Source organism: Delftia sp. Cs1-4, assembly GCF_000214395.1.
Classification (GTDB): Bacteria; Pseudomonadota; Gammaproteobacteria; order Burkholderiales; family Burkholderiaceae_C; genus Comamonas; species Comamonas acidovorans.
In genome coordinates, this window is sequence record NC_015563.1 from 1,221,863 (window position 1) to 1,248,619 (window position 26,757).

The window sequence follows — 26,757 nt, forward strand, 5'->3', positions numbered from 1 at the left end:
GAGCCTCTCCATGACACACCGCACCACTTTCGTCTCCCGCCTTCGCGTGCTCACGGGTATTGCCCTTGTCGGCCTGCTGTCTGCCTGCTCGACCATCGACCGGGGCACGGCGCCCGCGCTGGAGACGAATGCCAGCTGGGCGGTGCTGCCCTTCGAGAACCACACCGAAACGCCCATGGCCGGCAACCGCGCAGCCGCCATTGCCACGGCGCTGATCAATGCGCGTGGCGTGGGCCAGGTCAAGCGCTACACGGGCGATGCACTGCAGGAAACCCTGTTCGACGGCCGCGAAGCCAAGCGCCGCGACGACGCCCTGGCCTGGGCGCGCGGCGAAGGCGTGCGCTATGCGCTGACGGGCGCGGTGGACGAATGGCGCTACAAGGTGGGCGTGGATGGCGAGCCGGCCGTGGGCGTGACCTTGGAGATCGTGGACGTGGGCACCGGCGCCACCGTGTGGAGCGGCGCGGGCGCGCAAAGCGGCTGGAGCCGCGAGGCACTGGCCGCCGTGGGCCAGAAGCTGATCCGCAACCTGCTGGGCACAGGCCTGGCCAACGCCCGATAAGCGCATCCAGGGAACGACTCTTCATGCCAGACCAAGCCAGCACGCCCAAGGCGGCACCGCATTCCGCTGCACCGCGCCGCGCCGGCATTGCCGCGGAATTCAGAGGCTCGCCGCTGGGCCTGCTCGTGCAGACGAGCGCCAAGCCCTGGGTGGTGGTGGGCGAGACGCTGCTGCTGCCGGTGCTGGCTCTTTTGATCGGCATGTGGGCCAACCCGGACAATCCCCTGTGGGTGGAGTCCGAGTTCCCCTGGGCCTGGCTGGCGCCCGTGGTGGTGGCCCTGCGCTACGGGCCGGTGGCCGGCCTGTCGGCGGCCGGCGTGCTGCTGCTGGCCTGGCTGGGCGTCAACCAGCGCGATCTGTCGCTGTTCCCGGAACAGTACTTTCTGGGCGGCCTGATCCTGGTCATGGTCGTGGGCGAGATTTCCAGCCTCTGGCGCGCACGCATACGCCGCGCGCGCACGGCGCAGAACTACATGGACCAGCGCACCGAGCAGCTGATCCGCCAGCATTACCTGCTGCGCCTGTCGCATGACCGGCTGGAGCAGGAGCTCATAGGCCGTCCCGTGTCCATGCGCGATGCCATCAACGTGCTCAGCGGCCTCAGTGGCGCCGAGGGCGATGCGCAAAGCCTGCTCAACCTGCTGTCGCGCTTCAGCCAGATCAGCGTGGCCAGCCTGGTGCCCGTGCGCAATGAGGTGCTGGACCCCACGCCCATTGCCCAGCTGGGGGGCGAGCGGCCCATCCATGTCCACGATCCGCTGGTGCGCCAGGCGCTGGACAGCCATGTGCTGTGCCATGTCTCGCAGAGCATGGCGGAGGGCCAGCAGACGCAATACATCGTCGTGGCTCCCATGCTGGACCTGGAGGGCGAGATCTACGGCCTGCTGCTGGTCGAGGAAATGCCTTTCTTCGCACTGCAGGAAGAGGCGCTGCAGACCATCAACCTGCTGCTGGGCTACTACACGGACAGCGTGGCCGCCAACAGCCTGGCTGCGCCGCTGCTGCAGGCCTATCCCGATTGCCCGCCGCATTTCGCGTTCGAACTGCAGCGCATGGAGCATGTGAACCGCAGCGCGCGCCTGAGCAGCGTGGTGGTGGCGCTGGAGCTGTCGCCCTCGGCTGTGCAGTCCCAGATGGCCCAGCAGATCATGCGGCTGGAGCGCATGCTGGACCGCTCCTGGCTGCAGGAAAGCGATGGCCGGCAACTGCTGGCTATCTTCATGCCGTTGGGCACCAACGCCACGGCCGAGGGCTACCTGAACCGCATCGAGGGCTGGCTGGCCCAGCGCGGCGTGGCCTCGCTGGCCGATGCGGGCATCTTCCCGCGCACCATCTTGCTGGACCGCTGCTCGGCCAGCAGCGTGCTGGAGCGGCTCCATCAGATGGGGCAGGGCCATGCTTAACCTCAAGCTGGCCCTGGGCGCGCTGGCCGCGGAAATCGCCTCATGGAGCAGCCTGTGGCTGCTGCGCAGCCAGTCGGACGCGGCCCTGCTGGGCTATCTCACGGCCCACGGGCTGGCCAGCGGCCTGCTGGCGCTGTGCCTGACGCCCTTCCTGGCCACCTCGGCCAAGTCGGTGCGCCAGCGGCTGGCGCTGGTGGTGCTGATGGGGCTGTTTGCCTATGCCGTGCCGGTGGCCGGCATTTTGGGCGCCGTGGTCGCCACCATTGCGCTGCACACCCAGCGCGGCCCGCGTGGCGGCCCGCGTTTCCCGGTGATGCCCCTGCCTGATTTCGACCCGCACCAGCAGGCCAGCACCAGCCGCCGCCAGGCGGGCCTGCAGTCCTTCCTGGCCAATCCCAATGTGCCGGTCGCCTCGCGCATGCGGGCCATGGTGGCGCTGGGCAGCGTGCCGGGGCGCATTGCCTCGCCCATGCTGCGCACGGCGCTGGGCGATTCCAGCGAAGACCTGCGCCTGCTGGCCTACAGCATGCTGGACGCCAAGGAGCGCGAGATCAGCAAGACCATCCACCAGGAGCTGCAGCTGTTCGAGCATGCCCGCCAGTCCGAGGGCGATGCGCCCTACGGGCCGCGTGGCCTGCAGGCGGCGCGGGCGCTGACCGACCTCTACGCGGAGCTGGTCTACCAGGGCGTGGCGCAGGGCGATGTGCGCGACCACGCCATCAAGCAATCCCTGCACTACTGCGACCTGGTGCTCGCTCAGCGGCCCGACAATGCCTTGCTGCTGCTGCGCCGTGGCCGGCTGCTGCACATGCAGGGCAGGGCGGTGGAGTCGCTGGCCTGCTATGAGCGCTCGCTGGCGCTGGGCATGGAGCCGGCACGCGTCGTGCCCTACCAGGCCGAGCTGCTGTTCGATCGGCGCGAATTCGCCAGGGCGCAGGCCCTGATGCGTTCGCTGGACATCGAGCAAGCCCTGCCGCGCCTGAAGCCCAGCATCCGCTACTGGAGTGCCTCATGAGCCGTGCGAGCCAGTTCCCCACGGCGGCCAATGCGGACATCGCGCTGCTGCTGGAAGGCACTTTCCCCTATGTCAGCGGTGGTGTGTCCAGCTGGGTCAACCAGATCCTGCAGGCCTATCCCGAGCACCGCTTTGCCATCGTCTTCCTGGGCAGCCGGCGCGAGGACTATGGCGATTTCCGCTACGCACTGCCGCCCAACGTGGTGCACTTCGAGCAGCACTACCTGTTTGACGCGCTGCACTCCAATATCCAGCCCGCCCCTTCGCGCGGCCATCCCGAGGCCCTGGCCAAGGCCCGGGAATTCCTGGGCGCGCTGGAGGCGCATGACGGCAGTGCCGAAAGCCGGGCCAAGGTGCTGGCGGCCATGCGCTCCATTGCGCTGGAGCTGCAGCCCGGCGGCAGCCTGCCGCTGGAGGATTTCCTGCACAGCGAATTCGCCTGGGACCTGATCCGCGACAGCTACCGGCGCCACTGCACCGACCCGTCGTTCGTGGACTTCTTCTGGACCGTGCGCATCATGCTGCAGCCGCTGTGGCTGATGGCGCGCATCGCCCACGGGCTGATTCCGGTGCGCGTGCTGCATACCGTCTCGACCGGCTATGCGGGATTTCTGGGCGGCCTGCTGCACCATGCGCGCGGCCTGCCGCTGGTGCTGTCCGAGCATGGCATCTACACCAAAGAGCGCCAGATCGACCTGCTGCAAAGCTCCTGGATCCGCGACAACCGCAACATCTTCCAGCGCGACCCCATGGAGGTGTCGTTCTTCCGGCAGATGTGGATACGGTTTTTCGACTGGATGGGGCGCTTTTGCTATGGTGCGGCCGATCCCATCATTGCGCTGTACGAGAACAACCGCCTGCGCCAGGTGGCCGATGGCGCGGCCGCCGAGCGCACGGTCAGCATCCCCAACGGCATCCGCATAGAACGCTTTGCGCCGCTGCGCACCCAGCGGCCCGCCGAGACGCCGCCCGTGCTGTGCCTGATCGGCCGCGTGGTGCCCATCAAGGACATCAAGACCTTCATCCGCGCCATGCGCCGCGTGGTCAACCGGATGCCCCAGGCCCAGGCCTGGGTGGCCGGCCCCACGGCCGAGGACCCGGCCTATGCCGAGGAATGCCAGAACCTCGTGGACAGCCTGGGCCTGCAGGCCAACATCCGCTTTCTGGGCATGCAGAAGGTGGAGGAGCTGCTGCCCAAGGTGGGCGTGGTCGTGCTGTCTTCCATCAGCGAGGCGCTGCCCCTGGTGATCCTTGAAGCCCAGGCCGCAGGCGTGCCCGTGGTCAGCACCGACGTGGGTTCCTGCCGCCAGCTCATCGACGGGCTGGAGCCGCAAGACCAGGCCCTGGGCTCTTGCGGGCGCGTGGTCGGCATTGCCAATCCCGAGGCGCTGGCCGACGCCTGCCTGGAGCTGCTGAGCTCGCCCGCGCAGTGGCAGGCCGCCAGCGCGGCCGGGATTGCGCGCGTGGAGCGCTACTACTCCGACCGGCTGCTGTTCGAGCGCTACAGGCAGGTCTACGACAGGGCGCTGCAACAGTCCGAGGAAAAACACTGATGGCCGGCATTGGATTCGAACTGCGCCACCTGCTGCGCAAGAACACGCTGACCAGCGTGCTCCAGGCCTACGCCTATGCGGGCGTCATCGGCTCGGGGCCGTGGGTGTTCTCCATCATCGGCATCCTGCTGGTGGGGGTGTTCAGCGTCAGCGTGGTGGCGCCGCCGCTGCTGGTCACGCAGTTCCAGACCTCGGTGACCTATCTGGTGGCCAGCAGCCTGATCCTGACCGGGGCGGCGCAGCTGGCCTTCACGCGCTTTGTGTCGGACCAGCTGTTCCTCAAGAAGGACGAGAGCATCCTGCCCAACCTGCATGGCCTGCTGCTGGTGGTCGTGGCCACTGCCAGCGCGCTGGGCACGCTGGCGCTGTTCGTGGTGCTGCCGGGCCAGGGCCTGCTGTACCGCGTGCTGATGCTGGCCGGCTTCACGCTGATGTGCGTGGTCTGGGTCATGACCGTGCTGCTGTCGGGCCTCAAGCACTACCGGGCCATTGCCGGGCTGTTCGGCGCCACCTACCTGCTCATCGTGCTGCTGGCGCTGCCGCTGCGCTACTGGGGGCTGGAAGGGTTGCTGGCCAGCTTCGTGATCGGCCACGTGCTGCTGCTGGCCGGCATGTGGATGATCGTGCTGCGCAGCTTTCCGCTGCAGCAGCGCTGGATCGCCTTCGACTTCACGCAGCGCTCGCTGATCTTTCCGGCGCTGATCGGCATCGGCGTGCTCTACAACCTGGGCATCTGGATCGACAAGTTCATGTTCTGGTACTACCCGCCGACCTCGCAGCAGATCATCGGCGGACTCAGGGCCTCGCTGATCTACGACCTGCCGGTGTTCCTGTCGTACCTGTCCATCATTCCGGGCATGGCGGTCTTCCTGGTGCGCATCGAGACCGACTTCGTCGAGTACTACGACAAGTTCTTCGACGCCGTGCGCGGCGGCGGATCGCTGGAATACATCGAGTCCATGCGCAACGAGATGGTCTACGCCATCCAGGCGGGCCTGGGCGAGATCGCCAAGGTGCAGACGCTGGCCGTCCTCGTCACCCTGGTGGCCGGGCCGGCCATCCTGCAGTTGCTGGGCATCTCCCAGCTGTACCTGCCGCTGCTGCACGTGCAGGTGGTGGGCGCCGGCTTGCAGGTGGGTGTGATGGCCGTGCTCAACGTGTTCTTCTACCTGGACGAGCGGCGCATCGTGTTCATGCTCTGCATGCTGCTGGTGGTGCTGAACATTGCCTTCACGGGCATCTCGCTGGCCCTGGGCGCCGCGTTCTATGGCTACGGCTTTTGCCTGGCCATGCTGGTGACGCTGTGCGTGGGGCTGTACCTGCTCTCGCGCGAGCTCAACCGGCTCGAATACAAGACCTTCATGCTGCAGTGACCGGCAGGCATCTCTCGCCATTTGCCGATTTGCACGGTCTTGATCCAGCGTGTTGGCGGGGGGCGCCGGTCTGCGCGACAATACGGGATTCGGCGCCGGTACCCAACCGAGACAAAGGTTCCGCCGAGGAACCATTCATTACAACGATTGCGCACCTTGCGTGCAGCGGCCGCCGCCTTTCGCTTTTTCCACTCCAAAGCTTTAAGCCATGAAAAAACGCACCCTCTTGGCCATGGTGGCCCTGTCTGCACTGCTGGCAGCCTGCGGCAAGAACGAGTCCGCATCGACCGCCGCCGCGCCGGTTGCCGCCCCCGTGCCGGCAGCCATGACCAAGTTGGTGATCGGCCTGGACGACAACTTCCCGCCCATGGGCTTTCGTGACGACAAGAACGAGATCGTCGGCTTCGACATCGACATGGCGCGTGAAGCCGCCAAGCGCATGAACGTGGAAGTGGACTTCAAGCCCATCGACTGGAGCGCCAAGGAGGCCGAGCTGGTCGGCAAGCGCGTCGACGCGCTGTGGAACGGCCTGACCATCACCGAAGAGCGCAAGAAGAACATCGCCTTCACCGCGCCCTACATGGAGAACCACCAGATCATCATCGTGCGCGCCAACTCCGACATCAAGGACAAGGCCGGCCTGGCAGGCAAGGTCGTGGGCGCGCAGGATGGCAGCTCGGCCGTGGACGCCATCAAGAAGGACGCCGCCGTTGCCGCCAGCTTCAAGGACCTGAAGACCTTCGGCGACAACATCACCGCGCTGATGGACCTGTCGGCCGGCCGCCTGGACGCCGTCGTGGTCGACGAGGTCGTGGGGCGTTTCCACGTTGCTAAGAAGGCTGGCGAGTACCTGGTGCTCGAGGACAACTTCGGCACCGAGGACTACGGCGTGGGCCTGCGCAAGGAAGACACCGAAGTTCTTGGCAAGCTCGAAGCCGCACTGGCCGAGATGAAGAAGGACGGCAAGGCTGCCGAAATCGCCTCCAAGTGGTTCGGCAAGGACATCATCAAGTAAATCCGGCACACCATGCGACCGGCAAGGCCAGCCTGGCATTGCCGGTCTTTTGCGTTCTGGGACGCACGCGCCCGTGGCTGCCCGGATCCTGCCGATGCCGGCGGGGCCGCGCACCGCACTGAGGCCATTCGATGGAATATGTAATCTCGCTCATGGGGCCGCTGTCCGCCGGCGCCCTGGTCACCCTCAAGCTCTTCGTCATCACCCTGGCGCTGTCCATCCCCCTGGGACTGTCGCTGGCGCTGATGCGCATCTCCCGCTTTCCCGCCCTGAGCCGGCTGGTAGGCGGCTACATCTGGCTGATGCGCGGCACGCCGCTGATGCTGCAGATGCTGTTCATCTACTTCGCGCTGCCCTTCGTGCCCGTGATCGGCGTGCGCCTGCCCGATTTCCCTGCAGCCGTCGTCGCCTTCGCGCTGAACTACGCCGCCTACTTCGCCGAAATCTTCCGCGCGGGCATCCAGTCCGTGGACCGCGGCCAGTACGAGGGTGCCAAGGTGCTGGGCATGAGCTACGGCCAGACCATGCGCCGCATCATCCTGCCGCAGATGTGGGCGCGCATCATCCCGCCTGTGAGCAACGAGACCATCACCCTGGTCAAGGACACCTCGCTCATCTACGTGCTGGCCCTGAACGACCTGCTGCGCGCCGCGCGCGGCATCGTGCAGCGCGACTTCACCATCACGCCCTTCGTGGTGGCCGCAGGCTTCTATCTGGTCATGACTCTCGTGTTGACCTGGATCTTCCAATACCTAGAAAAACGCCATGCAAAGTATGACGCGTGAAACGCGACACCCCCTGAGTCGCTTCGCGCCTTCCCCCTCTCTCGCTACGCGGGAGGGGGACGACACCCTCGGTGCGGGGCGGCCCTTCCTCGGTGTCCCATGCCTGGGTTGCGCCCCTTTCGTCGGCATTGAACATGGGCAACTGACATGAATACCGAAACAATGATCAGTGCGCAGAACATCTGCAAGGGCTTTGGCGGCGTGCCGGTGCTGCGCGGCGTTTCGCTGGAGCTGGCGCGCGGCGAGGTGGTGGCCGTCATCGGTCCTTCGGGATCGGGCAAAAGCACGTTCCTGCGCTGCCTCAACCACCTGGAAACCATTGACAGCGGCCGTGTCGCCGTCGAGGGCGAGGTGCTGGTGGACAGCGGCGCGGACGGCCGCGCCCACTACGTGCCCGAGGCGCAGATCCGCCAGATCGGCCGCAAGATGGGCATGGTGTTCCAGTCCTTCAACCTGTTCCCGCACCTCACGGTGCTGGAGAACATCATCGAGGCGCCGATCGTCGTCAAGGGCCTCAAGCGCGAGCAGATCGTGCCCAAGGCCGAGGCGCTGCTCCACAAGGTGGGCCTGCTGGAAAAGCGCGATGCCTATCCCAACCGCCTGTCGGGCGGGCAAAAGCAGCGCGTGGCCATCGCCCGGGCACTGGCCATGGAGCCGGACATCCTGCTGTTCGACGAGCCCACCTCCGCGCTGGACCCGGAGCTGACCGGCGAAGTGCTGCGCACCATGCGCGAGCTGGCCCAGGAGCACATGACCATGCTGGTCGTGACCCACGAGATGGGCTTTGCCCGCGAGGTGGCCAATCGCGTGATCTTCATGGACAAGGGCGAGATCGTCGAGCAAGGCCCGGCGGAAGCCTTTTTTGCAGCGCCGCAGCACGCCCGGACCCAGGCATTTCTGCAGAACATGTTGTAAAAAAACATCTGTCCAGTCCGGACTTTCCCCAGGTCCAGAGAGCGTGCAACGCTTGTGTAGCAAGCGAAGCATGCTCTTTTTTTTATGGCGTTTTCTGCCATGACTTTTTGAGAAACATACACGGATGTATGTTTATCTCAGGGGGTGATGAGCAGGCATCGGCACCTGTCTGCACAATAGCGGGCTTGCCTGCGAACATTTATCGACCGCACCACAGCATGATCCCAACCGCCTCTTTCGTGGAGTTGCGCAACGTCACCTTCGGCTATGGCGAACGTGTGATCCTGCGCGACCTGTCGCTGCAGGTGCCGCGCGGCAAGGTCACGGCCCTGATGGGGGCATCGGGCGGCGGCAAGACCACCGTGCTTCGCCTGATCGGCGGCCAGCAGCATGCCCAGCAGGGGCAGGTATTGTTCGATGGCAAGGACGTCACCACCATGGACGCCGCAGGCCTGTACGCCGCGCGCCGGCGCATGGGCATGCTGTTCCAGTTCGGAGCGCTGTTCACCGACATGAGCGTGTTCGACAACGTGGCCTTCCCGCTGCGCGAGCACACCGATCTTCCCGACGAACTGGTCCGCGACATCGTGCTCATGAAGCTGCATGCCGTGGGCCTGCGCGGTGCGCGCGACCTCATGCCCAGCGAGATCTCGGGCGGCATGGCCCGCCGCGTGGCGCTGGCGCGGGCCATTGCGCTGGACCCCGAACTGATCATGTACGACGAGCCCTTCGCCGGGCTGGACCCCATCTCCCTGGGCACGGCCGCCCAGCTGATCCGCGAGCTCAACGATGCCATGGGACTGACCTCCATCCTGGTGTCCCATGACGTGGAGGAAACCTTCCACGTGGCCGACCATGTGGTCATCCTGGGCAACGGCGGCGTCGCCGCCCAGGGCTCGCCAGATGAGGTGCGGGCCAATCCCGACCCGCTGGTGCAGCAGTTCATCCACGCACGGGCCACCGGTCCCGTGCCTTTCCACTACCCCGGCGTGAGCGCCGAGGAAGATTTCGGCAACCCCGCAAGCTCCGGCAAGAGCAACGGCAGGAGGCACGCATGAACCGGCTGCATCCTGCGCGCATTGGCGCGGCGGTTCGCCAACAGCTGACGCAGCTGGGCATGGGCACGCGCCTGTTCGGCCGCCTGCTCGCCCTCATGGGGCCTGCGCTGGGCCGCCCGCGGCTGATCGGCGACCAGATCCATTTCCTGGGCAACTATTCGCTGGCCATCATTGGCGTTTCCGGCCTGTTCGTCGGTTTCGTGCTGGGCCTGCAGGGCTACTACACGCTGCAGCGCTATGGCTCGGCCGAGGCGCTGGGCCTGCTGGTGGCGCTGTCGCTGGTGCGCGAACTCGGCCCCGTCGTCACGGCGCTGCTGTTTGCCGGCCGTGCCGGCACGGCGCTGACGGCCGAGATCGGCCTGATGAAGGCCGGCGAGCAGTTGTCGGCCATGGAGATGATGGCCGTTGACCCGGTGCGCCGCATCCTGGCGCCGCGCTTCGTGGCCGGCCTGATCGCCATGCCGCTGCTGGCGGCCGTTTTCAGTGCCGTCGGCGTGATCGGCGGCTGGCTGGTGGGCGTGGTCATGATCGGCGTCGATGGCGGCGCCTTCTGGGGCCAGATGCAAAACGGCGTGGACTGGTGGTATGACCTGGGCAACGGCGTTCTCAAGAGCCTGGTGTTCGGCGTGGCGGTGACCTTCATCGCGCTGCTGCAGGGCTATGCAGCCAAGCCCACGCCCGAAGGCGTGTCCCGCGCGACCACGCGCACGGTGGTGATGGCCTCGCTGGCCGTGCTGGGGCTGGACTTCCTGCTCACGGCCACGATGTTCAGCCTTTGACCCGGCACCGGTGCCACCTCTCGCAAATCAAGGAAAAACAAACCATGCAGCAATCCAAGAGTGATGTCTGGGTCGGACTGTTCGTGCTGATCGGCGCTGCGGCGCTGGTGTTCCTGGCGCTGCAGTCGGCCAACCTGCTGAGCCTGAACTTCCAGAAGACCTATACGCTGACCGCGCGCTTCGACAACATCGGCGGACTCAAGCCCAAGGCAGCCGTGCGCAGCGCGGGCGTTGTCGTGGGCCGCGTGGAATCCATCACCTTCGACGACAAGGTCTTTCAGGCCAGCGTGACCATGGCCCTGGAAAACCGCTACGCCTTTCCCAAGGACAGCTCCCTGAAGATCCTGACCAGCGGCCTGCTCGGCGACCAGTACATCGGCATCGAAGCCGGTGCAGATGACCACAATCTCAAGGATGGCGACCGCGTCGTCGCAACCCAGTCGGCCGTTGTGCTGGAAAATCTGATCGGACAGTTCCTCTACGGCAAGGCCGAGCAGGGTGGCAGCTCCGGTGCAGGAGGCAAAGAATGACAACCAACCACCATGAACAGGCGACTGCGGGTCGCCCTGCCGCCCAGGCAGCCTCCTGGCAGCGCGCAGCCATGCTCGGCACGCTGGCCGCCGCCTCGCTGCTCGCCGGCTGCGCCACCGCTCCGGGCGAGGCACGCAACCCCCAGGATCCGTTCGAGCCGTTCAACCGCAGCATGTACTCGTTCAATGACGGGCTGGACCGCGCCGTCCTGAAGCCGGTGGCCACGGCCTACCGCGATGTCACGCCGCGCCTGGCGCGCGATGGGGTGAGCAACTTCTTCTCCAACCTGAGCGATGCCTGGTCATTCGTGAACAACGCGCTGCAGGGCCAGGCCGAGGGTGCCTACAACTCCATGGTGCGCTTCTCGGTGAACACGGTCTTCGGTCTGGGCGGACTGCTCGACATCGCCAGCGAGGCCGGCATAGAGCGCCAAAAGCAGGACTTCGGCCAGACGCTGGGCCGCTGGGGCGTGCCCACGGGGCCGTACCTGGTGCTGCCGCTGCTCGGCCCGTCCACGGTGCGTGACACGGCGGCTCTGCCTGTGGATGCCTGGGGCAACCCCCTGACGGCGATCAACGACATCCCCGTGCGCAACAGCCTGTATGTGCTGCGACTGGTGGATACGCGTGCACGCCTGCTCAATGCCTCGGACACGCTGGACTCCGTCGCCCTTGACCGCTACAGCCTGACGCGTGACGTCTACCTGAACCTGCGGCGTGGCAAGTCCGGCGATGACGGCCGCATCGAGGACTACGACGAAGATGCCGGCAAACTGCCGCCCGAAGACGGCGCAAAGTAAGCAGTTCGTAACATCCCGAGATGAAAAACGGTCCGCGCCTGACACGGCGCGGCCGGAAAAATGTGCAATATCAACCCGGTCCGGGGCATTGAGGCCCTGCTGGGAAAGGAAAAGTGATGATCAATCGACGTGCCTGGAGCGCTGCTGCGACAGCCGTGCTGGCCATGGGAACCTGGGGCGCTGCGCTGCCCGTCCACGCGGCCGACGAAACCCCTGATGCGCTGATCAAGCGTGTCTCCACCGACGTGCTGGAAACCATCAAGAAGGACCCCTCGCTGCGCGAGGGCGATGTCTCCAAGGTCAATGCGCTGGTCAATGACAAGGTCATGCCCTATGTGAATTTCCGCCGCATGACCTCGGCTTCGGTGGGCCCGGCCTGGCGCCAGGCCACGCCTGCACAGCGCGAGAAGCTGGAGACCGAGTTCAAGGCCCTGCTGATCCGCACCTATTCGGGCGCGCTGACCCAGGTCAGCAACCAGACCATCAATGTCAAGCCGGTGCGTGCTGCGCCCGGCGACATCGATGTGCTGGTACGCACCGAAGTGCTGGGCCGCGGCGAGCCCGTGCAGCTGGACTACCGCCTTGAAAAGTCCGGCGACGGCTGGAAGATCTACAACCTGAACGTACTGGGCGTGTGGCTGGTGGAAACCTACCGCAACCAGTTCAGCCAGGAAATCAATGCCCGCGGCATCGACGGCCTGATCGAGACCCTGGCCACGCGCAGCAAGATGCCGGCCACGCCGCCCTCCAAGGGCTGACAGCCGCTGACGCACGCGCCATGTTGCAGCTCCCCGGTGAACTGACCTACCGCCAGGCGCGCAGCTGCCTTGTGCAGCTGCAGCCCCAGGTGCAGGCCTTCGATGGCGCCCAGGTGCGCGTCGATGCCAGCGGCATCGAAGTCTTCGACTCGGCCGCCCTGGCCGTGCTGCTGGCCTGCCGCCGCACCGCGAAGGCGGCCGACAAGCAATTGGTGGTCGTGGGCCTGCCGCAGGGCCTGCAGTCCATGGCGGCGCTGTACGGCGTCGACGGGCTGCTGACCGACGCATCCTCCCCCTCCTGAGCCGGCGCAGCGCGCCGCTGCAAAGAGCCCTGCAAGGCAGGTTTGGCTGCAAGGGCCTAGAATCGCGCCTCGCATGTCTGCCGTCTCATTCCAATCCATCTCCAAGACCTACCAGACCCCCAAGGGGGCCTTCCAGGCGCTCAACCACGTGAGTCTGGACATCGAGGAGGGCGAGTTCTTCGGCCTGCTCGGTCCCAATGGCGCTGGCAAGACCACGATGATCAGCATCCTGGCCGGCCTGTCGCGCGCCACCAGCGGCCGCGTGCTGGTCCAGGGCAGCGACGTGCATGCCGACTACTCGGCTGCCCGGCGCAAGCTGGGCATCGTGCCGCAGGAGCTGGTCTTCGATCCCTTCTTCAATGTGCGCGAGGCACTGCGCTTTCAGTCCGGCTATTTCGGCGTCAGGAACAATGACGACTGGATCGACGAGCTGCTGCACAGCCTGGGGCTGACCGACAAGGCCAACTCCAACATGCGCCAGCTGTCCGGCGGCATGAAGCGCCGCGTGCTGGTGGCCCAGGCCCTGGTGCACAAGCCGCCCATCATCGTGCTGGACGAGCCCACGGCCGGCGTGGACGTGGAGCTGCGCCAGACGCTGTGGCATTTCATCGCGCGCCTGAACCGCGAAGGCCATACCGTGCTGCTCACCACCCATTACCTGGAAGAGGCCGAGGCGCTGTGCAGCCGCGTGGCCATGCTCAAGCAGGGCAACATCGTCAAGCTCTCGACCATGTCGGATCTGCTCAAGTCCGCCTCCTCCAACGTGCTGCAGTTCAAGACCGATACCGCCTTGCCGCCGGCCCTCGCCGCGCGGGCACGGGTGACCGGCCGCATCGTGCAGATACCCGCCAACGATGCCAGCGATGTGGAGCGCCTGCTCGCCGCGCTGCGCGAGGGCTCCGTCGTCCCCGAGGACGTGGAAATCCGCCGTGCCGATCTGGAGGATGTCTTCATCCACGTGATGAACGAGCAAGGCCAGACCTCGCAGGGAGCTTCGGCATGAACGGCTGGCAGACCCTGCTCAAGAAGGAAGTGCTGCGTTTCTGGAAGGTCAGCTTCCAGACCGTGGCTGCACCCGTGCTCACGGCCGTGCTCTATCTGCTGATCTTCGGCCATGTGCTCGAAGGCCGGGTGCTGGTCTACGACCGCATCAGCTACACGGCCTTCCTGATCCCCGGCCTGGTGATGATGAGCGTGCTGCAGAACGCCTTCGCCAACAGCTCCTCCAGCCTGGTGCAGAGCAAGATCATGGGCTCCATGGTCTTCGTGCTGCTCACGCCGCTGTCGCACTGGGCGTGGTTTGGCGCCTACGTGGGCGCTTCGGTGCTGCGCGGGCTGCTGGTGGGCGTGGGCGTGTTCATCGTCACGCTGTACTTCGCCATTCCCGAATTCACGGCGCCGCTGTGGATTCTGGTCTTCGGCCTGCTGGGCGCGGCGCTGCTGGGCACGCTGGGCGTGATCGCCGGCCTGTGGGCGGACAAGTTCGACCAGATGGCGGCCTTCCAGAACTTCCTGATCATGCCCATGACGTTCCTGTCGGGCGTGTTCTATTCCATCCAGTCGCTGCCACCTTTTTGGCAAAAAGTCAGCCATCTGAACCCGTTTTTCTACATGATCGACGGCTTCCGCTACGGCTTCTTCGGCCAGAGCGACGTGTCGCCCTGGGTCAGCCTGGCCATCGTCGGCTCGGCCTGGCTGGCGGTGAGCGCCCTGGCCGTGCACCTGCTGCGCATCGGCTACAAGATCCGCGGCTGAGGTTTTTCCACAGGCTGCGGCGGGCGCTGTGCCCGCATTGTTGAATCCACCCATGAACAGGCGGCCGGCGCCCGGCGCCGCCGCCAACCAAGGCCATGCCACGATGCATGGCAGGAAAGCTTCCCCCCATGACTGCAGACCAACTCAAGGAACTGATCGCCACCGGCCTGCCTTGCGAACACATTGCACTGGAAGGTGATGGACGGCACTGGTTTGCCACCATCGTCTCGGCCCAATTCGAGGGCCAGCGACTGCTGCAGCGCCAGCGCCTGGTCTACGCCACGCTGGGCCAGCGCATGCACACCGACGAGGTCCATGCCCTGTCCATGAAGACCTATACGCCCGCCGAGTGGGCTGCCCAGGCCGGCCAGGCCTGAGCCGGCGGTCAGGCACTTCAGACTCCTGCTGCACCGGTCGCCACGGCCCGTGCAGCATCTTCTTTTCCCCGATTTCCAGATTCAAGGCTGTCAGCCATGGACAAACTCCTGATTCGCGGTGGCCGAGCGCTGCATGGCGAGGTGACGGTCTCCGGCGCCAAGAATGCCGCCTTGCCCGAGCTGTGCGCCGCGCTGCTGTCGTCCGAGCCCGTCACCCTGCGCAACGTGCCGCGCCTGCAGGACGTGGCCACCATGCTCAAGCTCATCCGCAACATGGGTGTCAGCGCCGAGCACGATGACAGCGGCACCGTGCGCATCAACGCCGGCTCTCTGTCCAACCCCGAGGCACCCTACGAACTGGTCAAGACCATGCGCGCCTCGGTCCTGGCCCTGGGCCCGCTGCTGGCCCGATTCGGCCAGGCCCGCGTGTCGCTGCCCGGCGGCTGCGCCATCGGCTCGCGCCCCGTGGACCAGCACATCAAGGGCCTGCAGGCCATGGGCGCCGAGATCGTTGTCGAGAACGGCTACATGAACGCGTGCCTGCCCGGGCATCTCAAGCGCCTGCAGGGCGCCCGCATCACCACCGACATGGTGACCGTCACGGGCACCGAGAACTTCCTGATGGCCGCCGTGCTGGCCGAAGGCGAGACCGTGCTGGAAAACGCCGCCATGGAGCCCGAGATCGGCGACCTGGCCGAAATGCTCATCAAGATGGGCGCAAGAATTGAAGGCCATGGCACCGGCCGCATCGTCATCCAGGGCGTGGAGCGCCTGGGCGGCTGCGAGCACCAGGTGGTGGCCGACCGCATCGAGGCCGGCACCTTTTTGTGCGCCGTGGCCGCAACGGGCGGCAATGCGCTGCTGCGCAATGGCCGCGCCGACCATCTGGGCGCCGTCATCGACAAGCTCAAGGATGCGGGCGCTGAGGTGTCCGCCGAGGACGGCGGCATCCGCGTGCGCGCGGCGGGCAAGCTCAAGGCCCAGAGTTTCCGCACCACCGAATACCCGGGCTTTCCCACCGACATGCAGGCGCAGTTCATGGCGCTGAACCTGGTGGCCGAAGGCTGCAGCATGGTCACCGAGACCATCTTCGAGAACCGCTTCATGCACGTGGACGAAATGCTGCGCCTGGGCGCGCAGATCACCACCGACGGGCGCGTTGCCACCATCACCGGCAGCCAGTCGCTGTCGGGCGCGGCCGTCATGGCCACCGACCTGCGCGCTTCGGCCAGCCTGGTCATCGCCGGCCTCGTGGCCAAGGGCGAGACCCTGGTCGATCGCATCTATCATCTGGACCGCGGCTACGATCGCATGGAAGACAAGCTGCGCGGCCTGGGTGCCGACATCGAAAGAGTTTCCCAATGACCATCACGATTGCCCTGTCCAAGGGCCGTATCTACGACGAAACCGTGCCGCTGCTGGCCGCTGCCGGCATCTCGGTCAGCGAAGACATTGAAAAGTCGCGCAAGCTGATCTTCGAGACCAACAAGAGCGACGTGCGCGTGGTGCTGGTGCGCGCCTCCGACGTGCCGGTCTATGTGCAGTACGGCGGCGCCGATCTCGGGGTGGCCGGACTGGACTCGCTGATCGAGCATGGCGCCCAGGGCCTGTACCAGCCCCTGGACCTGAAGATCGCGCGTTGCCGCGTCAGCGTGGCCGTGCGCAACGGCTTCGACTATGCGCTGGCCGTCAAGCAGGGCGCCCGCCTGCGCATCGCCACCAAGTACCCCGAGATCGCGCGCAACTTCTTCGCCACCAAGGGCGTGCACGTGGACATGGTCAAGCTCTACGGCTCCATGGAGCTGGCCCCGCTGACCGGCATGGCCGACGCCATCGTCGACTTGGTGTCCACCGGCAACACGCTCAAGGCCAATGACCTGGTCGAGGTCGAGCCCATCATGGAGATCAGCTCGCGCCTGGTGGTCAACCAGGCGGCGCTCAAGCTCAAGCGCGAGCCGCTGCGCCACATCATCGATGCCTTCGCCGAGGCGGTAAATGGCCCCAGGGGCTGAGCCCGGCGATCCGGCGAAGGAGGCGCTTGCGCTGTGTTTCGCCGCGCATGGCCTGCCCTGCGAGGAATACAACGGCTGGCTGCTGCCTGGCGGCCAGGCACCAGGCGTGCTGGCTGATTGGCGCGGTGCCTACCTCGGCCATCCCCTGGTCGGTTCCCTGGCCGTGGTGGTCCGCCTGCCGGACGGGTACGAGATCATCGAGAATTTCACGGGCCTGGGTGAAGGCCTGCAGGGAATGCACGACGCATTCGGCCACTTCGCTGTCAGCGACCTGCATGTGATGCTCTCCGCCCTGTGGACGGCGCGCGATGAGGATGCCGTGCCAGCCGAGGCCTGGCAGGCCCATGGCCGACAATGGCAGGCCTATCCGGGCCCCTGGCATCTTCGCAACGATGCCCCGCTGCCCGAAGGCATCACTGAGCGCCTGCGGGCCTTGATCGAGGCCGAGGCGCTGGACAAGGACGAGGACCTGCACTGGTTCCGCTTCTTTGTCGGGCAGAACAATGGTGATTTCACCATTGAAGCGCTCAAGGACAATCAGAAGTGGCCCAGCGCTGAAGCCCTGCTGCGCGACCAGGACTGGCCCCTGCGCGACGGCTACTACGGCGCGCGCCTGTTCTTGATACTGAAGCACGGCTGCGAGACGGCCTGCTAGACCCCAAGGAAACCACAATGGAATATGTAGCTGCCCCTGCCCGCCTGTCGACTGCGGACGCCAACTTCGAACACGATTTTGCGCAGCGCCTGCATTGGTCGGCAGACACGGACGCGGCCATCGAGCAGCGCGTGGCCGACATCCTGGCCGATGTGCAAAAGCGTGGCGATGCGGCCGTGCTGGAGTACACGGCGCGCTTCGACGGATTGCAGGTGGACGGCATGGCAGCGCTGGAGCTGACGCAGGCCGAGCTCAAGGCCGCCTTCGACAGTCTGGGCGACGAGCAGCGCGATGCGCTGACGGCCGCCGCCCAGCGCGTGCGCACTTACCACGAGGCACAAAAGCGCGCCAGCGGCGAGAGCTGGAGCTACCGTGACGCCGATGGCACCCTGCTGGGCCAGAAGGTCACGCCGCTGGACCGCGTGGGCATCTATGTGCCCGGCGGCAAGGCGGCCTATCCGTCCAGCGTGTTGATGAATGCCATTCCCGCCCATGTGGCTGGCGTGCAGGAAATCATCATGGTCGTGCCCACGCCGCGCGGCGAGAAGAATGCCCTGGTGCTGGCCGCCGCCTATGTGGCCGGCGTCACGCGCGGCTTCACCATCGGCGGTGCCCAGGCCGTGGCGGCCCTGGCCTACGGCACGGCCACCATCCCCAAGGTGGACAAGATCACCGGCCCCGGCAATGCCTATGTGGCCAGCGCCAAGAAGCGTGTGTTCGGCACCGTGGGCATCGACATGATTGCCGGCCCCAGTGAAATCCTGGTGCTCGCCGACGGCAGCACGCCGCCCGACTGGGTGGCCATGGACCTGTTCAGCCAGGCCGAGCATGACGAGCTGGCGCAAAGCATCCTGCTGTGTCCCGATGCCGACTACATCGCCGCCGTCCAGCGTGAGATCGACCGCCTGCTGCCCGAGATGCCGCGGCGCGCCATCATCGCCAAGAGCCTGAGCGACCGGGGTGCCCTCATCCTCACGCGCGACATGCAGGAGGCCTGCGCCATCAGCAACCGCATCGCGCCCGAGCACCTGGAAGTCTCCAGCAACGATCCCCACCAGTGGGAGCCGCTGCTGCGCCATGCAGGCGCCATCTTCCTGGGGGCCTACACCAGCGAGAGCCTGGGCGACTACTGCGCCGGCCCCAACCATGTGCTGCCCACCAGCGGCACGGCGCGCTTTTCCTCGCCGCTGGGGGTCTATGACTTCCAGAAGCGGTCCAGCCTCATCGAGGTCAGCGAGCAGGGCGCCCAGACCCTGGGCCGCATCGCCTCGGTGCTGGCGCATGGCGAAGGCCTGCAAGGCCATGCGCGTGCGGCCGAAATGCGTTTGAAGTAGACACTCGCTTCGTGTTGAGTGAAGGCGCCGTTACCGAAAGGGGCGGCGCTTTTTGCTGCCTGAACGCCAGAGCAAGCGTGTCAAGAATTGACACGAAATCAGTGGAACACGAATTTCGTGTAGACTTGCGCCCTGTGAAGAACCTCACCATCACCGTCGAAGACAGCGTGCTCGAATGGGCCCGCATCGAGGCCGCGCGCCGCGGCACCAGCGTCTCGCGCATGGTGGGCGACTTCATGGCCGAGATGCAGCGCCGCGAGGACGCCTACGAGCGCGCCTACCTGGCCTGGCGTACGGACGAGCGCGGCTGGGACGGCGGCCAGCCGTCATCTGCACAGCCCGCCCAGCGCAGTGCCGCGCTGCGCCGCGAGGGCCAGGCATGAACACCGTCTTTGTCGATACCTCCGTGCTGGTCGCTGCCGAAGACACGGGGCAGGGCGCCTTGCATGCCGCCGTGCTGCAGTGGCTGGACCTGTTGTGGCGCACGCGCAGCGGGCGCACCGGCAGCCAGTCGCTGTGCGAGTTCTATGAACAGGTCACCACGTCCGCCCAGCCTTTGCCGCAGGGCGATGCGCGCGCCGCCATCCGCCGCTACCAGACCTGGACGCCCTGGAAGACCGATGCCGCCACGCTGGAAACCGCTTGGGCGGTGCAATCGCGCCACCAGCTGGCCTTTGGCGACTGCCTGGCCGTGGCCTGCGCCCAGCACAGCGGCTGCGAGCAGATGCTGACCCTGCACCTGCCGCACGGCACCCAGTTTGGCGGCGTCGCCATGGTGCACCCGCTGCACCAGGCGCTGCCGCAGCAGCAGGCCTGAGCGGCTTCGCTGATGGATTTCTTCCCCCACTGACTCGTGAAAGTGTGCATGCCATGACAGCTTCCATTCCGCAGGTTCAGGCCCTGGCCCTGGAGCGCATCCGCGCCGATGTCCGCGCCATGCATGCCTACCATGTGCAGCCCTCGCAAGGCCTGCTCAAGATGGACACGATGGAGAACCCCTTCCGCCTGCCCCCTGAATTGCAGGCCGCGCTGGGCGAGCGCCTGGGCCGGCTGGAGATCAACCGCTACCCTGGCGAGCGCCAGGAAGTGCTCAAGGACATGCTGGCCCGCTACGCGCAGGCGCCGGCCGGCAGCGCCGTGCTGCTGGGCAACGGCTCGGACGAGATCATCACGCTGCTGGCCCTGGCCTGTGCCCAGCCCCACGCCGAGGGCCGCGCCACCATGCTGGCGCCCATGCCGGGCTTCGTCATGTACCCCATGAGCGCCAGGCTGCAGGGCCTGGACTTTGTGGGCGTCAATCTGACGGCCGACTTCGAGCTGGACGTGCCCGCCATGCGCGCCGCCATTGCCGAGCACCGCCCCGCCATCACCTATATCGCCTATCCCAACAATCCCACGGCCACGCTCTGGGCCGAGGCCGATGTGCAGGCCGTGATCGACGCGGTCGGCGCCATTGGCGGCCTGGTCGTCATGGACGAGGCCTACCAGCCCTTCGCCCGCCGCAGCTGGGCAGAGAACATGCGCGCCGACCCGGCCCGCAACGCCCATGTGCTGCTGATGCGCACGCTCAGCAAGTTCGGCCTGGCAGGCGCGCGCCTGGGCTACCTGATCGGCCCGGCCGCCATCGTCGGCGAGATCGACAAGGTGCGCCCGCCCTACAACATCAGCGTGCTCAACTGCGAGACGGCCATCTTCGCGCTGGAGCACGAGGCGCTGTATGCGCAGCAGGCCGTGGCCATCCGCGCCGAGCGCCAGCCGCTGATCGATGCGCTGGCCACGCTGCCGGGTGTGGAAAAGATCTGGCCATCCGAGGCCAACATGGTCTTGCTGCGCGTGCGCGATGCCGCGCGCGCCCAGGCCGAGATGAAGGCCCGGGGCGTGCTGGTGAAGAATGTCTCTGCCATGCACCCGCTGCTGGCCAACTGCCTGCGACTGACCGTGGGCACCCACGAAGAAAACGCCCAGATGCTGGCGGCCCTGAAGGAATCCCTATGAGCAATGCAGCTCCCGCACGCACCGCCGAAGTGCAGCGCAATACCGCCGAGACCCGGATCAAGGTCGCCATCAACCTGGACGGCACGGGCAAGGCCAGCCTGCGCTCGGGCATCGGCTTTCTGGACCACATGCTCGACCAGATCGCGCGCCATGGCCTGATCGACCTCGATATCGACTGCGAGGGTGACCTGCACATCGACGGCCACCACACGGTGGAGGACATCGGCATCACCCTGGGCCAGGCCTTTGCCAAGGCCGTGGGCGACAAGAAGGGCATCCGCCGCTACGGCCATGCCTATGTGCCGCTGGACGAGGCCCTGAGCCGCGTGGTCATCGATTTCTCGGGCCGCCCAGGCCTGCACATGGACGTGAAATTCACGGCCGGCAGCATCGGCCAGCTTGACACCCAGCTGGTCTACGAATTCTTCCAGGGCTTCGTCAACCATGCGGGCGTGACCATGCACATCGACAATCTCAAGGGCTTCAACGCCCACCACCAGTGCGAGACCATCTTCAAGGCCTTCGCACGCGCCCTGCGCTTTGCGCTGGAGCATGACGAGCGCATGGCCGGCGTCATCCCCTCGACCAAGGGCGCTCTGTAAAGAGAAGCGATTGACTCCGGTCAGAGCTTGATCTGACCGGGCAATCCAGCCGAAAATCCGACCGAACACGCGCCACACGCTATGAGTTTGACTGACAACACCGTCGCCGTCGTCGATTACGGCATGGGCAATCTGCGCTCGGTTTCCCAGGCCGTGCGCACGGCCGCCGCCGACTCCGGCTGGCAGGTCGTGGTCACCGCCGATCCCGAGGTGGTGCTGGCCGCCAACCGGGTCGTGCTGCCGGGCCAGGGCGCCATGCCCGACTGCATGCGCGAACTGCGCGAATCCGGCCTGCAGGACGCCGTGCTGCACGCCGCTGCCAACAAGCCCCTGTTCGGCGTCTGCGTGGGCATGCAGATGCTGCTGGACCACAGCGACGAGGGCGATGTGCCTGGCCTGGGCCTGATCCCCGGCAATGTGCGCAAGTTCGATCTGGCGGGCCGCGTCCAGGCCGACGGCAGCCGCTTCAAGGTGCCGCAAATGGGCTGGAACCGCGTGCACCGCAAGCACAATGCCGGGCAGTCCCACCCGCTGTGGCGTGGAATTCCCGAAGACAGCTTCTACTACTTCGTGCACAGTTTCTACGCCGTGGTGCAGCAGCCCCAGCATTGCGCTGCAGAGGCCGACTACGGCGGGCGCTTTGCCTGCGCCATCGCACGCGATAATATTTTCGCCACCCAGTTTCACCCCGAAAAGAGCGCGGACCAGGGCCTGGCCCTGTTCCGCAACTTTCTGGGCTGGAAGCCCTGAACCCTCTTTCCCTCCCCGCACCGGCCGCTGCATCCCAGGCCTTCATTGCTCGCAAACCATCATGCTGCTCATTCCTGCCATCGACCTCAAGGACGGCCACTGCGTACGCCTCATCCAGGGTGATATGGACCAGTCGACCACGTTCGGCGAAGACCCGGCCATCATCGCCCGCCGCTGGCTCGACGCCGGCGCACGCCGCCTGCATCTGGTGGACCTCAATGGCGCGTTTGCGGGCCAGCCCAAGAACCTGGTGGCCATCAAGGCCATCCTCAAAGAGGTGGACGGCCGGATCCCGGTGCAGCTCGGCGGCGGCATCCGTGACTTGGACACCATCGAGAAATACATAGATGCCGGCATCAGCTACGTGATCATCGGCACCGCTGCCGTGAAGAACCCCGGCTTTCTGCAGGACGCCTGCAGCGCCTTTGGCGGCCATGTGATCGTCGGGCTCGACGCCAAGGACGGCAAGGTCGCCATCGACGGCTGGAGCAAGCTCACGGGCCAGGACGTGCACTCGGTGGCCAAGCGCTTCGAGGACTGGGGCGTGGAGTCCATCATCTACACCGACATCGGCCGCGACGGCATGCTCACGGGCATCAACATCGACGCCACCGTCAATCTCGCGCAATCGCTGAAGATTCCCGTCATCGCCTCGGGCGGCCTGGCGGGCATGGCCGACATCGAAGCGCTGTGCAAGGTCGAGGACGAAGGCATCGAAGGCGTGATCTGCGGCCGCGCCATCTACTCGGGCGACCTTGACTTCGCCGCGGCGCAGGCCCGCGCCGACGAGCTCAGGGCCTGAACGGCCTGCGCCTTCCCTGTATCCGCGGGCGCCTGTGCTTCACAGGCGCCCGCGCTGCATTCAGCACCAGGGATTCAGGCTTTCTTTACGAGCAGGCGGGCATGGCCTGCCCGGCATTGGCGGCGCGCACGGTCTGCACAAAGGCATCCCAGTAATTCGGCAGCCCGGCCCAGGGGTTGCCCACGCCGGTGCTGGGCTCGAACTCCAGCTGGGTCACGTAGATCCATCCCGCCTGGTAGCGGGCCGAGGCGGCCGACTGCACGGCCGACTGCATGGCCGCGCAGCCCGACACGTTGTGCACCAGCGAGGCCTGGTGGCTGTTGGGCAGCCCGTACAGCCAGTCAAAACTCGTCGTGCGCGGATCGTAGGTGGCGTAGGTGGAGCCCTTGCCCTCGAACGTGGTCAGCACATCGGCCACATCGGCATAACCGGCCACGGGCACGAGGCCCGGGTTGCCGATCACGATCAGGTTGGGATTCTTCGCCTTGATGTACTGGTAGATGGTGCGGTAGAAGTCCAGCCGGTTGGTGGTGGCCGCCATCTCGTCAATGAAGAAGCCCTTGACCAAGCCTGCGCCGTAGTGCGTGAAATAGTTGTCGATATTGGCCTGGATGCTGGCCAGCGATCGCGTGCCCGTGCCATAGCTGGAGCTCACATAGCCCACCAGCTGCCCGCCCGCGTTGGCAAAAGCGGTGGCGGCGCGCGTGATGTTCGCGTCCGGGCCACTGAAAATGCCGTTGGCCGGATTCAGGATGGCCGTCATCTGCACGGTCGGATTCGCCTGTGCGCTGGCGGTCAGCGCATTCCAGGCTGTGGCTCCCGAGCCGGTGGGATAGAAATACGTGGGCACCAGCACCCGCAGCGGTGCAGGTGCAGGACGCAGATAGAAGGTCTGGGAAGCGCTGCCCGTGCGGCCTGCCACGGTGGCGCTGGCCTGCACCTGCTGGCGGCCCGGCGTGGCGCCGGTCAGCGAAGCCGTTGCCACGCCGGAGCTGGTCAGTGCCGAGGTGCTGACGCCTGTGGCTGCGCTGAAGCTCACCACGGTTCCATCGGCGGCATTCACGCCATCGGCCAGAACACTTGCACGCAGGGCCAGTGCCGAGCCTGCAGTCACCACATCCCTGGCGGCAGGGGCCGTCCATTGCACGGTGACCGAGGTCACTCCGGGCTGGCCGGTGCCGCCATCACCCCCATTACCGCCATTGCCACCGCCAGCGTTGCTGTCACCACCGCCGCCTCCGCCGCAGGAGGCCACCGAGGCGGCCAGGGCGAGCATGCCGAGTCGCAGGACAAGAGAAGAGGGAGCGTGGGAGCGTTGCATGACAGAGGAGGGCTGAGCGGGGGAAAGGCTATATTCAAGCATGAAAGTTACATCTTCCTTTCCCGCGGTAACAGCTTTACCTGCGGCCGCGCAAGCTCCCGGCGCCTGCACTGATGCATGGCAGGGCCTGCCCGCCATCCGCCTGCGCCTGGCCTGCGGCGATACCGCCCTGGTGGCCTTGCAGGGCGCGCAGCTGCTGTCCTGGCAGGCCGGTGGCGAGGAGCAACTGTTCCTGAGCCCTCATGCCGCCCATGACGGCCACACACCCATACGCGGCGGTATTCCGGTCTGCTTTCCCCAATTCAACCAACGCGGCCCGCTGGTCAAGCACGGCTTTGCGCGCACCCTGCCGTGGCAGGCTGATGCAGCACAGGCCGAGGTTCTTGCCGGCGATGGCTTGTTCCTGCGGCTCAAGCTTGCCGATACGCCGCAGACGCGCGCCGTCTGGCCGCACTCCTTCGAGACCTGGCTGGAGGTGACGCTGTTGCCCGGCCGGCTTGACGTGGAGCTGGTGGTGCACAACCGTGGTGACGCGCCTTTGGCCTTCACTGCCGCCTTGCACAGCTACCTGCGCGTGGCGGACGTGGAGCAATGCCGGCTGCAAGGCCTTGACGGCCTGCTCTACTGGGATGCCGTGGCCGACACCCATCCCACGCAGCAAGGCGACGTGCGCTTTGGCGAAGAGCTCGATCGCGTCTACCCCCGGCCCGAGAAGACCATGGAACTGGCCGCTCCTGCCGGAGGCTTGCGCATCTCGCAGGATGCCGCCTGGAGCGAGACCGTGGTCTGGAACCCCGGTCCTGTGCTGTGTGCCCGCCTGGCCGACATGCCGCCACAAGGGTGGCGGCAGATGCTGTGCGTGGAGGCCGCCGCCATCGATGCGCCCGTGCATGTGGCGCCCGGCGCGCATTGGCGCGCGGCGCAGCGTTTGCACAAGCGGTAGTCCGGCACCCGCTCTTGAACGAAAAAGCGCCTGTGAACAGGCGCTTTTTCCATGGGTTCGTAAGCCGGGTCAGCGGCGCTGCATGCGTTGTGCCGACTGCGCAGGGCGCAGGCCCGGGGTGATCTGCAGCTCCACGGGGCCTTCGCCCCGGCGCACATCGAATTTCGCGGCCTCGCCGGGCTTGAGCGCGGCCACCGCGGTCAGCAGCTCGGACACATTGCGGATGGGCTTGTCGCCCACCTGCACGATCACATCGCCCGGGCGCATGCCGGCCTGGGCAGCGGGGCCTGCCTGGAGCACGCCGGTGATGATCACGCCGGAGTCGGCTTTCACGCCAAAGGTCTCGGCCAGTTCCGGTGACAGTTCATTGGGCTCCACGCCGATCCAGCCGCGCACCACGCGGCCGTCCTTGACGATGCCGTCCAGCACCAGCTTGGCCGTGGACACGGGAATCGCAAAGCCGATGCCCATGCTGCCGCCCGAGCGCGAATAAATGGCGGTATTGATGCCAAGCAGATTGCCGCTGGCGTCCACCAGTGCGCCGCCCGAATTGCCGGGGTTGATGGCGGCGTCGGTCTGGATGAAGTTCTCGAAGGTGTTGATGCCCAGCTGACTGCGGCCCAGTGCGCTGACGATGCCGCTGGTCACCGTCTGGCCCACGCCGAAGGGGTTGCCGATGGCCAGCACGCGGTCGCCCACGTCGATCTGGTCGGAATTGCCCAGAACGATGACGGGCAGCTTGTCCAGGGCGATCTTGAGCACGGCCAGGTCGGTCTCGGGATCGGTACCGATCACCTGGGCCTTGGCCTGGCGGCTGTCGGTCAGCGTGACCTCGATGTCATCGGCGCCCTCGACCACGTGGTTGTTGGTCAGGATGTAGCCGTCGGTGCTGATGATCACGCCGCTGCCCAGGCCTGCCTGCTCCTGCGTGCCCTGGTCGCCAAAGAAGAACTGGAACCACGGATCGTTGCTGCGCGGATGCCGTACCGCCTTGCTGGTGTTGATGCTCACCACGGCCGGCGCTGCCTTCTTGGCCGCAGGTGCAAAGCTGCCGGGGCTGACTTCTCCGACGGGCGTGGCCGGCGCCTCCAGCAACGCGATGCCGGCATTGCTGCGCACGGCTCCACGGCGCAGCCAGTCCGGCTGCAGGGTGGCGACGACAAAGTAGGCAGCCACCAGGATGGTGACCACCTGCGAAAACAGCAGCCAGGTGCGTTTCATGAAGTGTGGTGTTCTGTGCGGGAGTACAAGGCCTCATTGTGAGGCATGTCGTACACAGGGCGGTGGTGGGCGCGTTCGCTGGGGCGCTGGGTGATCGATGAATCACCGGACAACCGACATTGCTATATCGGGATGTGCCGAT

The 26,757-nt window shown here is 66.3% G+C and carries 30 protein-coding genes; 28 read left to right on the top strand and 2 right to left on the bottom strand.

The genetic code is table 11. From position 1 onward, the window contains the following. Positions 1–10: 10 nt before the first annotated feature. From DELCS14_RS05350 to hisA, 27 genes are all read left to right on the top strand, one after another. Entirely contained in the window at positions 11–562 is a 552-nt protein-coding gene (locus tag DELCS14_RS05350; RefSeq protein WP_012207342.1) for a hypothetical protein, read from the top strand. Positions 563–585: 23 nt separating this feature from the next. Then, entirely contained in the window at positions 586–1,965 is a 1,380-nt protein-coding gene (locus DELCS14_RS05355) for a PelD GGDEF domain-containing protein (protein ID WP_013800790.1), read from the top strand. Next, a complete protein-coding gene (locus tag DELCS14_RS05360) occupies positions 1,958–2,980 on the top strand; it encodes a hypothetical protein (protein ID WP_013800791.1) in 1,023 nt (340 codons plus the stop codon). The genes DELCS14_RS05355 and DELCS14_RS05360 overlap by 8 nt, the downstream gene beginning before the upstream one ends. Then, entirely contained in the window at positions 2,977–4,533 is a 1,557-nt protein-coding gene (pelF, locus tag DELCS14_RS05365) for a GT4 family glycosyltransferase PelF (RefSeq protein WP_013800792.1), read from the top strand. Before DELCS14_RS05360 ends, pelF begins: the two co-directional genes overlap by 4 nt. Next, entirely contained in the window at positions 4,533–5,906 is a 1,374-nt protein-coding gene (gene pelG, locus DELCS14_RS05370) for an exopolysaccharide Pel transporter PelG (RefSeq protein WP_013800793.1), read from the top strand. The genes pelF and pelG overlap by 1 nt, the downstream gene beginning before the upstream one ends. 208 nt (positions 5,907–6,114) lie before the next feature. Then, on the top strand, positions 6,115–6,921 hold the full coding sequence (locus DELCS14_RS05375; RefSeq protein WP_012207337.1) for an amino acid ABC transporter substrate-binding protein: 807 nt from the start codon (positions 6,115–6,117) through the stop codon (positions 6,919–6,921). 131 nt (positions 6,922–7,052) lie between these two features. Then, positions 7,053–7,706 (top strand): amino acid ABC transporter permease, encoded by a 654-nt coding sequence (locus tag DELCS14_RS05380; protein WP_012207336.1) that lies wholly within the window; start codon positions 7,053–7,055, stop codon positions 7,704–7,706. A gap of 162 nt (positions 7,707–7,868) precedes the next feature. Then, a complete protein-coding gene (locus tag DELCS14_RS05385) occupies positions 7,869–8,621 on the top strand; it encodes an amino acid ABC transporter ATP-binding protein (RefSeq protein WP_034347627.1) in 753 nt (250 codons plus the stop codon). Between the two features lie 218 nt (positions 8,622–8,839). Then, positions 8,840–9,679: an ABC transporter ATP-binding protein gene (locus DELCS14_RS05390; protein WP_013800794.1), complete on the top strand. Its 840-nt coding sequence runs from the start codon at positions 8,840–8,842 to the stop codon at positions 9,677–9,679. Further along, entirely contained in the window at positions 9,676–10,458 is a 783-nt protein-coding gene (mlaE, locus tag DELCS14_RS05395; RefSeq protein WP_012207333.1) for a lipid asymmetry maintenance ABC transporter permease subunit MlaE, read from the top strand. The genes DELCS14_RS05390 and mlaE overlap by 4 nt, the downstream gene beginning before the upstream one ends. Positions 10,459–10,502: 44 nt before the next feature. Next, a complete protein-coding gene (gene mlaD, locus DELCS14_RS05400; protein ID WP_012207332.1) occupies positions 10,503–10,988 on the top strand; it encodes an outer membrane lipid asymmetry maintenance protein MlaD in 486 nt (161 codons plus the stop codon). After that, the gene (locus tag DELCS14_RS05405; RefSeq protein ID WP_013800795.1) at positions 10,985–11,788 is read left to right on the top strand and encodes a VacJ family lipoprotein; all 804 of its coding nucleotides are present in this window, start codon (positions 10,985–10,987) and stop codon (positions 11,786–11,788) included. Before mlaD ends, DELCS14_RS05405 begins: the two co-directional genes overlap by 4 nt. Positions 11,789–11,904: 116 nt before the next feature. Further along, complete coding sequence (locus DELCS14_RS05410) at positions 11,905–12,546, top strand: ABC transporter substrate-binding protein (protein ID WP_013800796.1); 642 nt, start codon at positions 11,905–11,907, stop codon at positions 12,544–12,546. 20 nt (positions 12,547–12,566) lie between these two features. Then, positions 12,567–12,848, top strand: coding sequence for an STAS domain-containing protein (locus tag DELCS14_RS05415; RefSeq protein WP_013800797.1), 282 nt, complete (start codon positions 12,567–12,569; stop codon positions 12,846–12,848). A 73-nt stretch (positions 12,849–12,921) separates the two neighbouring features. After that, entirely contained in the window at positions 12,922–13,851 is a 930-nt protein-coding gene (locus DELCS14_RS05420; protein WP_013800798.1) for an ABC transporter ATP-binding protein, read from the top strand. Then, entirely contained in the window at positions 13,848–14,603 is a 756-nt protein-coding gene (locus DELCS14_RS05425) for an ABC transporter permease (RefSeq protein ID WP_012207327.1), read from the top strand. Before DELCS14_RS05420 ends, DELCS14_RS05425 begins: the two co-directional genes overlap by 4 nt. A gap of 128 nt (positions 14,604–14,731) precedes the next feature. Further along, positions 14,732–14,980 carry a BolA family protein gene (locus DELCS14_RS05430; RefSeq protein ID WP_012207326.1) on the top strand — a complete coding sequence of 83 codons (249 nt, stop codon included), beginning with the start codon at positions 14,732–14,734 and terminating at the stop codon, positions 14,978–14,980. A gap of 96 nt (positions 14,981–15,076) precedes the next feature. Next, a complete protein-coding gene (gene murA / locus DELCS14_RS05435; RefSeq protein ID WP_012207325.1) occupies positions 15,077–16,345 on the top strand; it encodes a UDP-N-acetylglucosamine 1-carboxyvinyltransferase in 1,269 nt (422 codons plus the stop codon). Next, positions 16,342–16,992 (top strand): ATP phosphoribosyltransferase, encoded by a 651-nt coding sequence (gene hisG, locus DELCS14_RS05440; protein ID WP_012207324.1) that lies wholly within the window; start codon positions 16,342–16,344, stop codon positions 16,990–16,992. Before murA ends, hisG begins: the two co-directional genes overlap by 4 nt. Then, positions 16,976–17,647 carry a DUF6348 family protein gene (locus DELCS14_RS05445; protein WP_013800799.1) on the top strand — a complete coding sequence of 224 codons (672 nt, stop codon included), beginning with the start codon at positions 16,976–16,978 and terminating at the stop codon, positions 17,645–17,647. The genes hisG and DELCS14_RS05445 overlap by 17 nt, the downstream gene beginning before the upstream one ends. A 17-nt stretch (positions 17,648–17,664) precedes the next feature. Next, positions 17,665–18,981, top strand: coding sequence for a histidinol dehydrogenase (hisD, locus tag DELCS14_RS05450; protein ID WP_013800800.1), 1,317 nt, complete (start codon positions 17,665–17,667; stop codon positions 18,979–18,981). A 134-nt stretch (positions 18,982–19,115) separates the two neighbouring features. Beyond that, on the top strand, positions 19,116–19,364 hold the full coding sequence (locus DELCS14_RS05455) for a DUF6364 family protein (protein ID WP_043782827.1): 249 nt from the start codon (positions 19,116–19,118) through the stop codon (positions 19,362–19,364). Beyond that, on the top strand, positions 19,361–19,798 hold the full coding sequence (locus DELCS14_RS05460; RefSeq protein ID WP_043795720.1) for a PIN domain-containing protein: 438 nt from the start codon (positions 19,361–19,363) through the stop codon (positions 19,796–19,798). The genes DELCS14_RS05455 and DELCS14_RS05460 overlap by 4 nt, the downstream gene beginning before the upstream one ends. A 53-nt stretch (positions 19,799–19,851) precedes the next feature. Further along, positions 19,852–20,976, top strand: coding sequence for a histidinol-phosphate transaminase (gene hisC, locus DELCS14_RS05465; RefSeq protein WP_013800801.1), 1,125 nt, complete (start codon positions 19,852–19,854; stop codon positions 20,974–20,976). Continuing rightward, the gene (gene hisB, locus DELCS14_RS05470; RefSeq protein ID WP_012207318.1) at positions 20,973–21,578 is read left to right on the top strand and encodes an imidazoleglycerol-phosphate dehydratase HisB; all 606 of its coding nucleotides are present in this window, start codon (positions 20,973–20,975) and stop codon (positions 21,576–21,578) included. The genes hisC and hisB overlap by 4 nt, the downstream gene beginning before the upstream one ends. An 81-nt stretch (positions 21,579–21,659) precedes the next feature. After that, positions 21,660–22,328: an imidazole glycerol phosphate synthase subunit HisH gene (hisH, locus tag DELCS14_RS05475; RefSeq protein ID WP_013800802.1), complete on the top strand. Its 669-nt coding sequence runs from the start codon at positions 21,660–21,662 to the stop codon at positions 22,326–22,328. A gap of 61 nt (positions 22,329–22,389) precedes the next feature. Continuing rightward, positions 22,390–23,130 carry a 1-(5-phosphoribosyl)-5-[(5-phosphoribosylamino)methylideneamino]imidazole-4-carboxamide isomerase gene (hisA, locus tag DELCS14_RS05480; RefSeq protein ID WP_012207316.1) on the top strand — a complete coding sequence of 247 codons (741 nt, stop codon included), beginning with the start codon at positions 22,390–22,392 and terminating at the stop codon, positions 23,128–23,130. Between the two features lie 85 nt (positions 23,131–23,215). On the opposite strand, the gene DELCS14_RS05485 is transcribed toward hisA, so the two are convergent. Further along, on the bottom strand, positions 23,216–24,406 hold the full coding sequence (locus DELCS14_RS05485; protein WP_013800803.1) for a spherulation-specific family 4 protein: 1,191 nt from the start codon (positions 24,404–24,406) through the stop codon (positions 23,216–23,218). Positions 24,407–24,491: 85 nt separating this feature from the next. Between DELCS14_RS05485 and DELCS14_RS05490 the strand changes: the two genes are divergently transcribed. Beyond that, positions 24,492–25,394, top strand: a complete 903-nt coding sequence (locus DELCS14_RS05490; RefSeq protein WP_013800804.1) for a D-hexose-6-phosphate mutarotase — start codon at positions 24,492–24,494, stop codon at positions 25,392–25,394. A 69-nt stretch (positions 25,395–25,463) separates the two neighbouring features. Here DELCS14_RS05490 and DELCS14_RS05495 read toward each other — a convergent pair whose 3' ends face one another. Next, positions 25,464–26,615 (bottom strand): Do family serine endopeptidase, encoded by a 1,152-nt coding sequence (locus tag DELCS14_RS05495; RefSeq protein WP_013800805.1) that lies wholly within the window; start codon positions 26,613–26,615, stop codon positions 25,464–25,466. Positions 26,616–26,757: the final 142 nt, after the last annotated feature.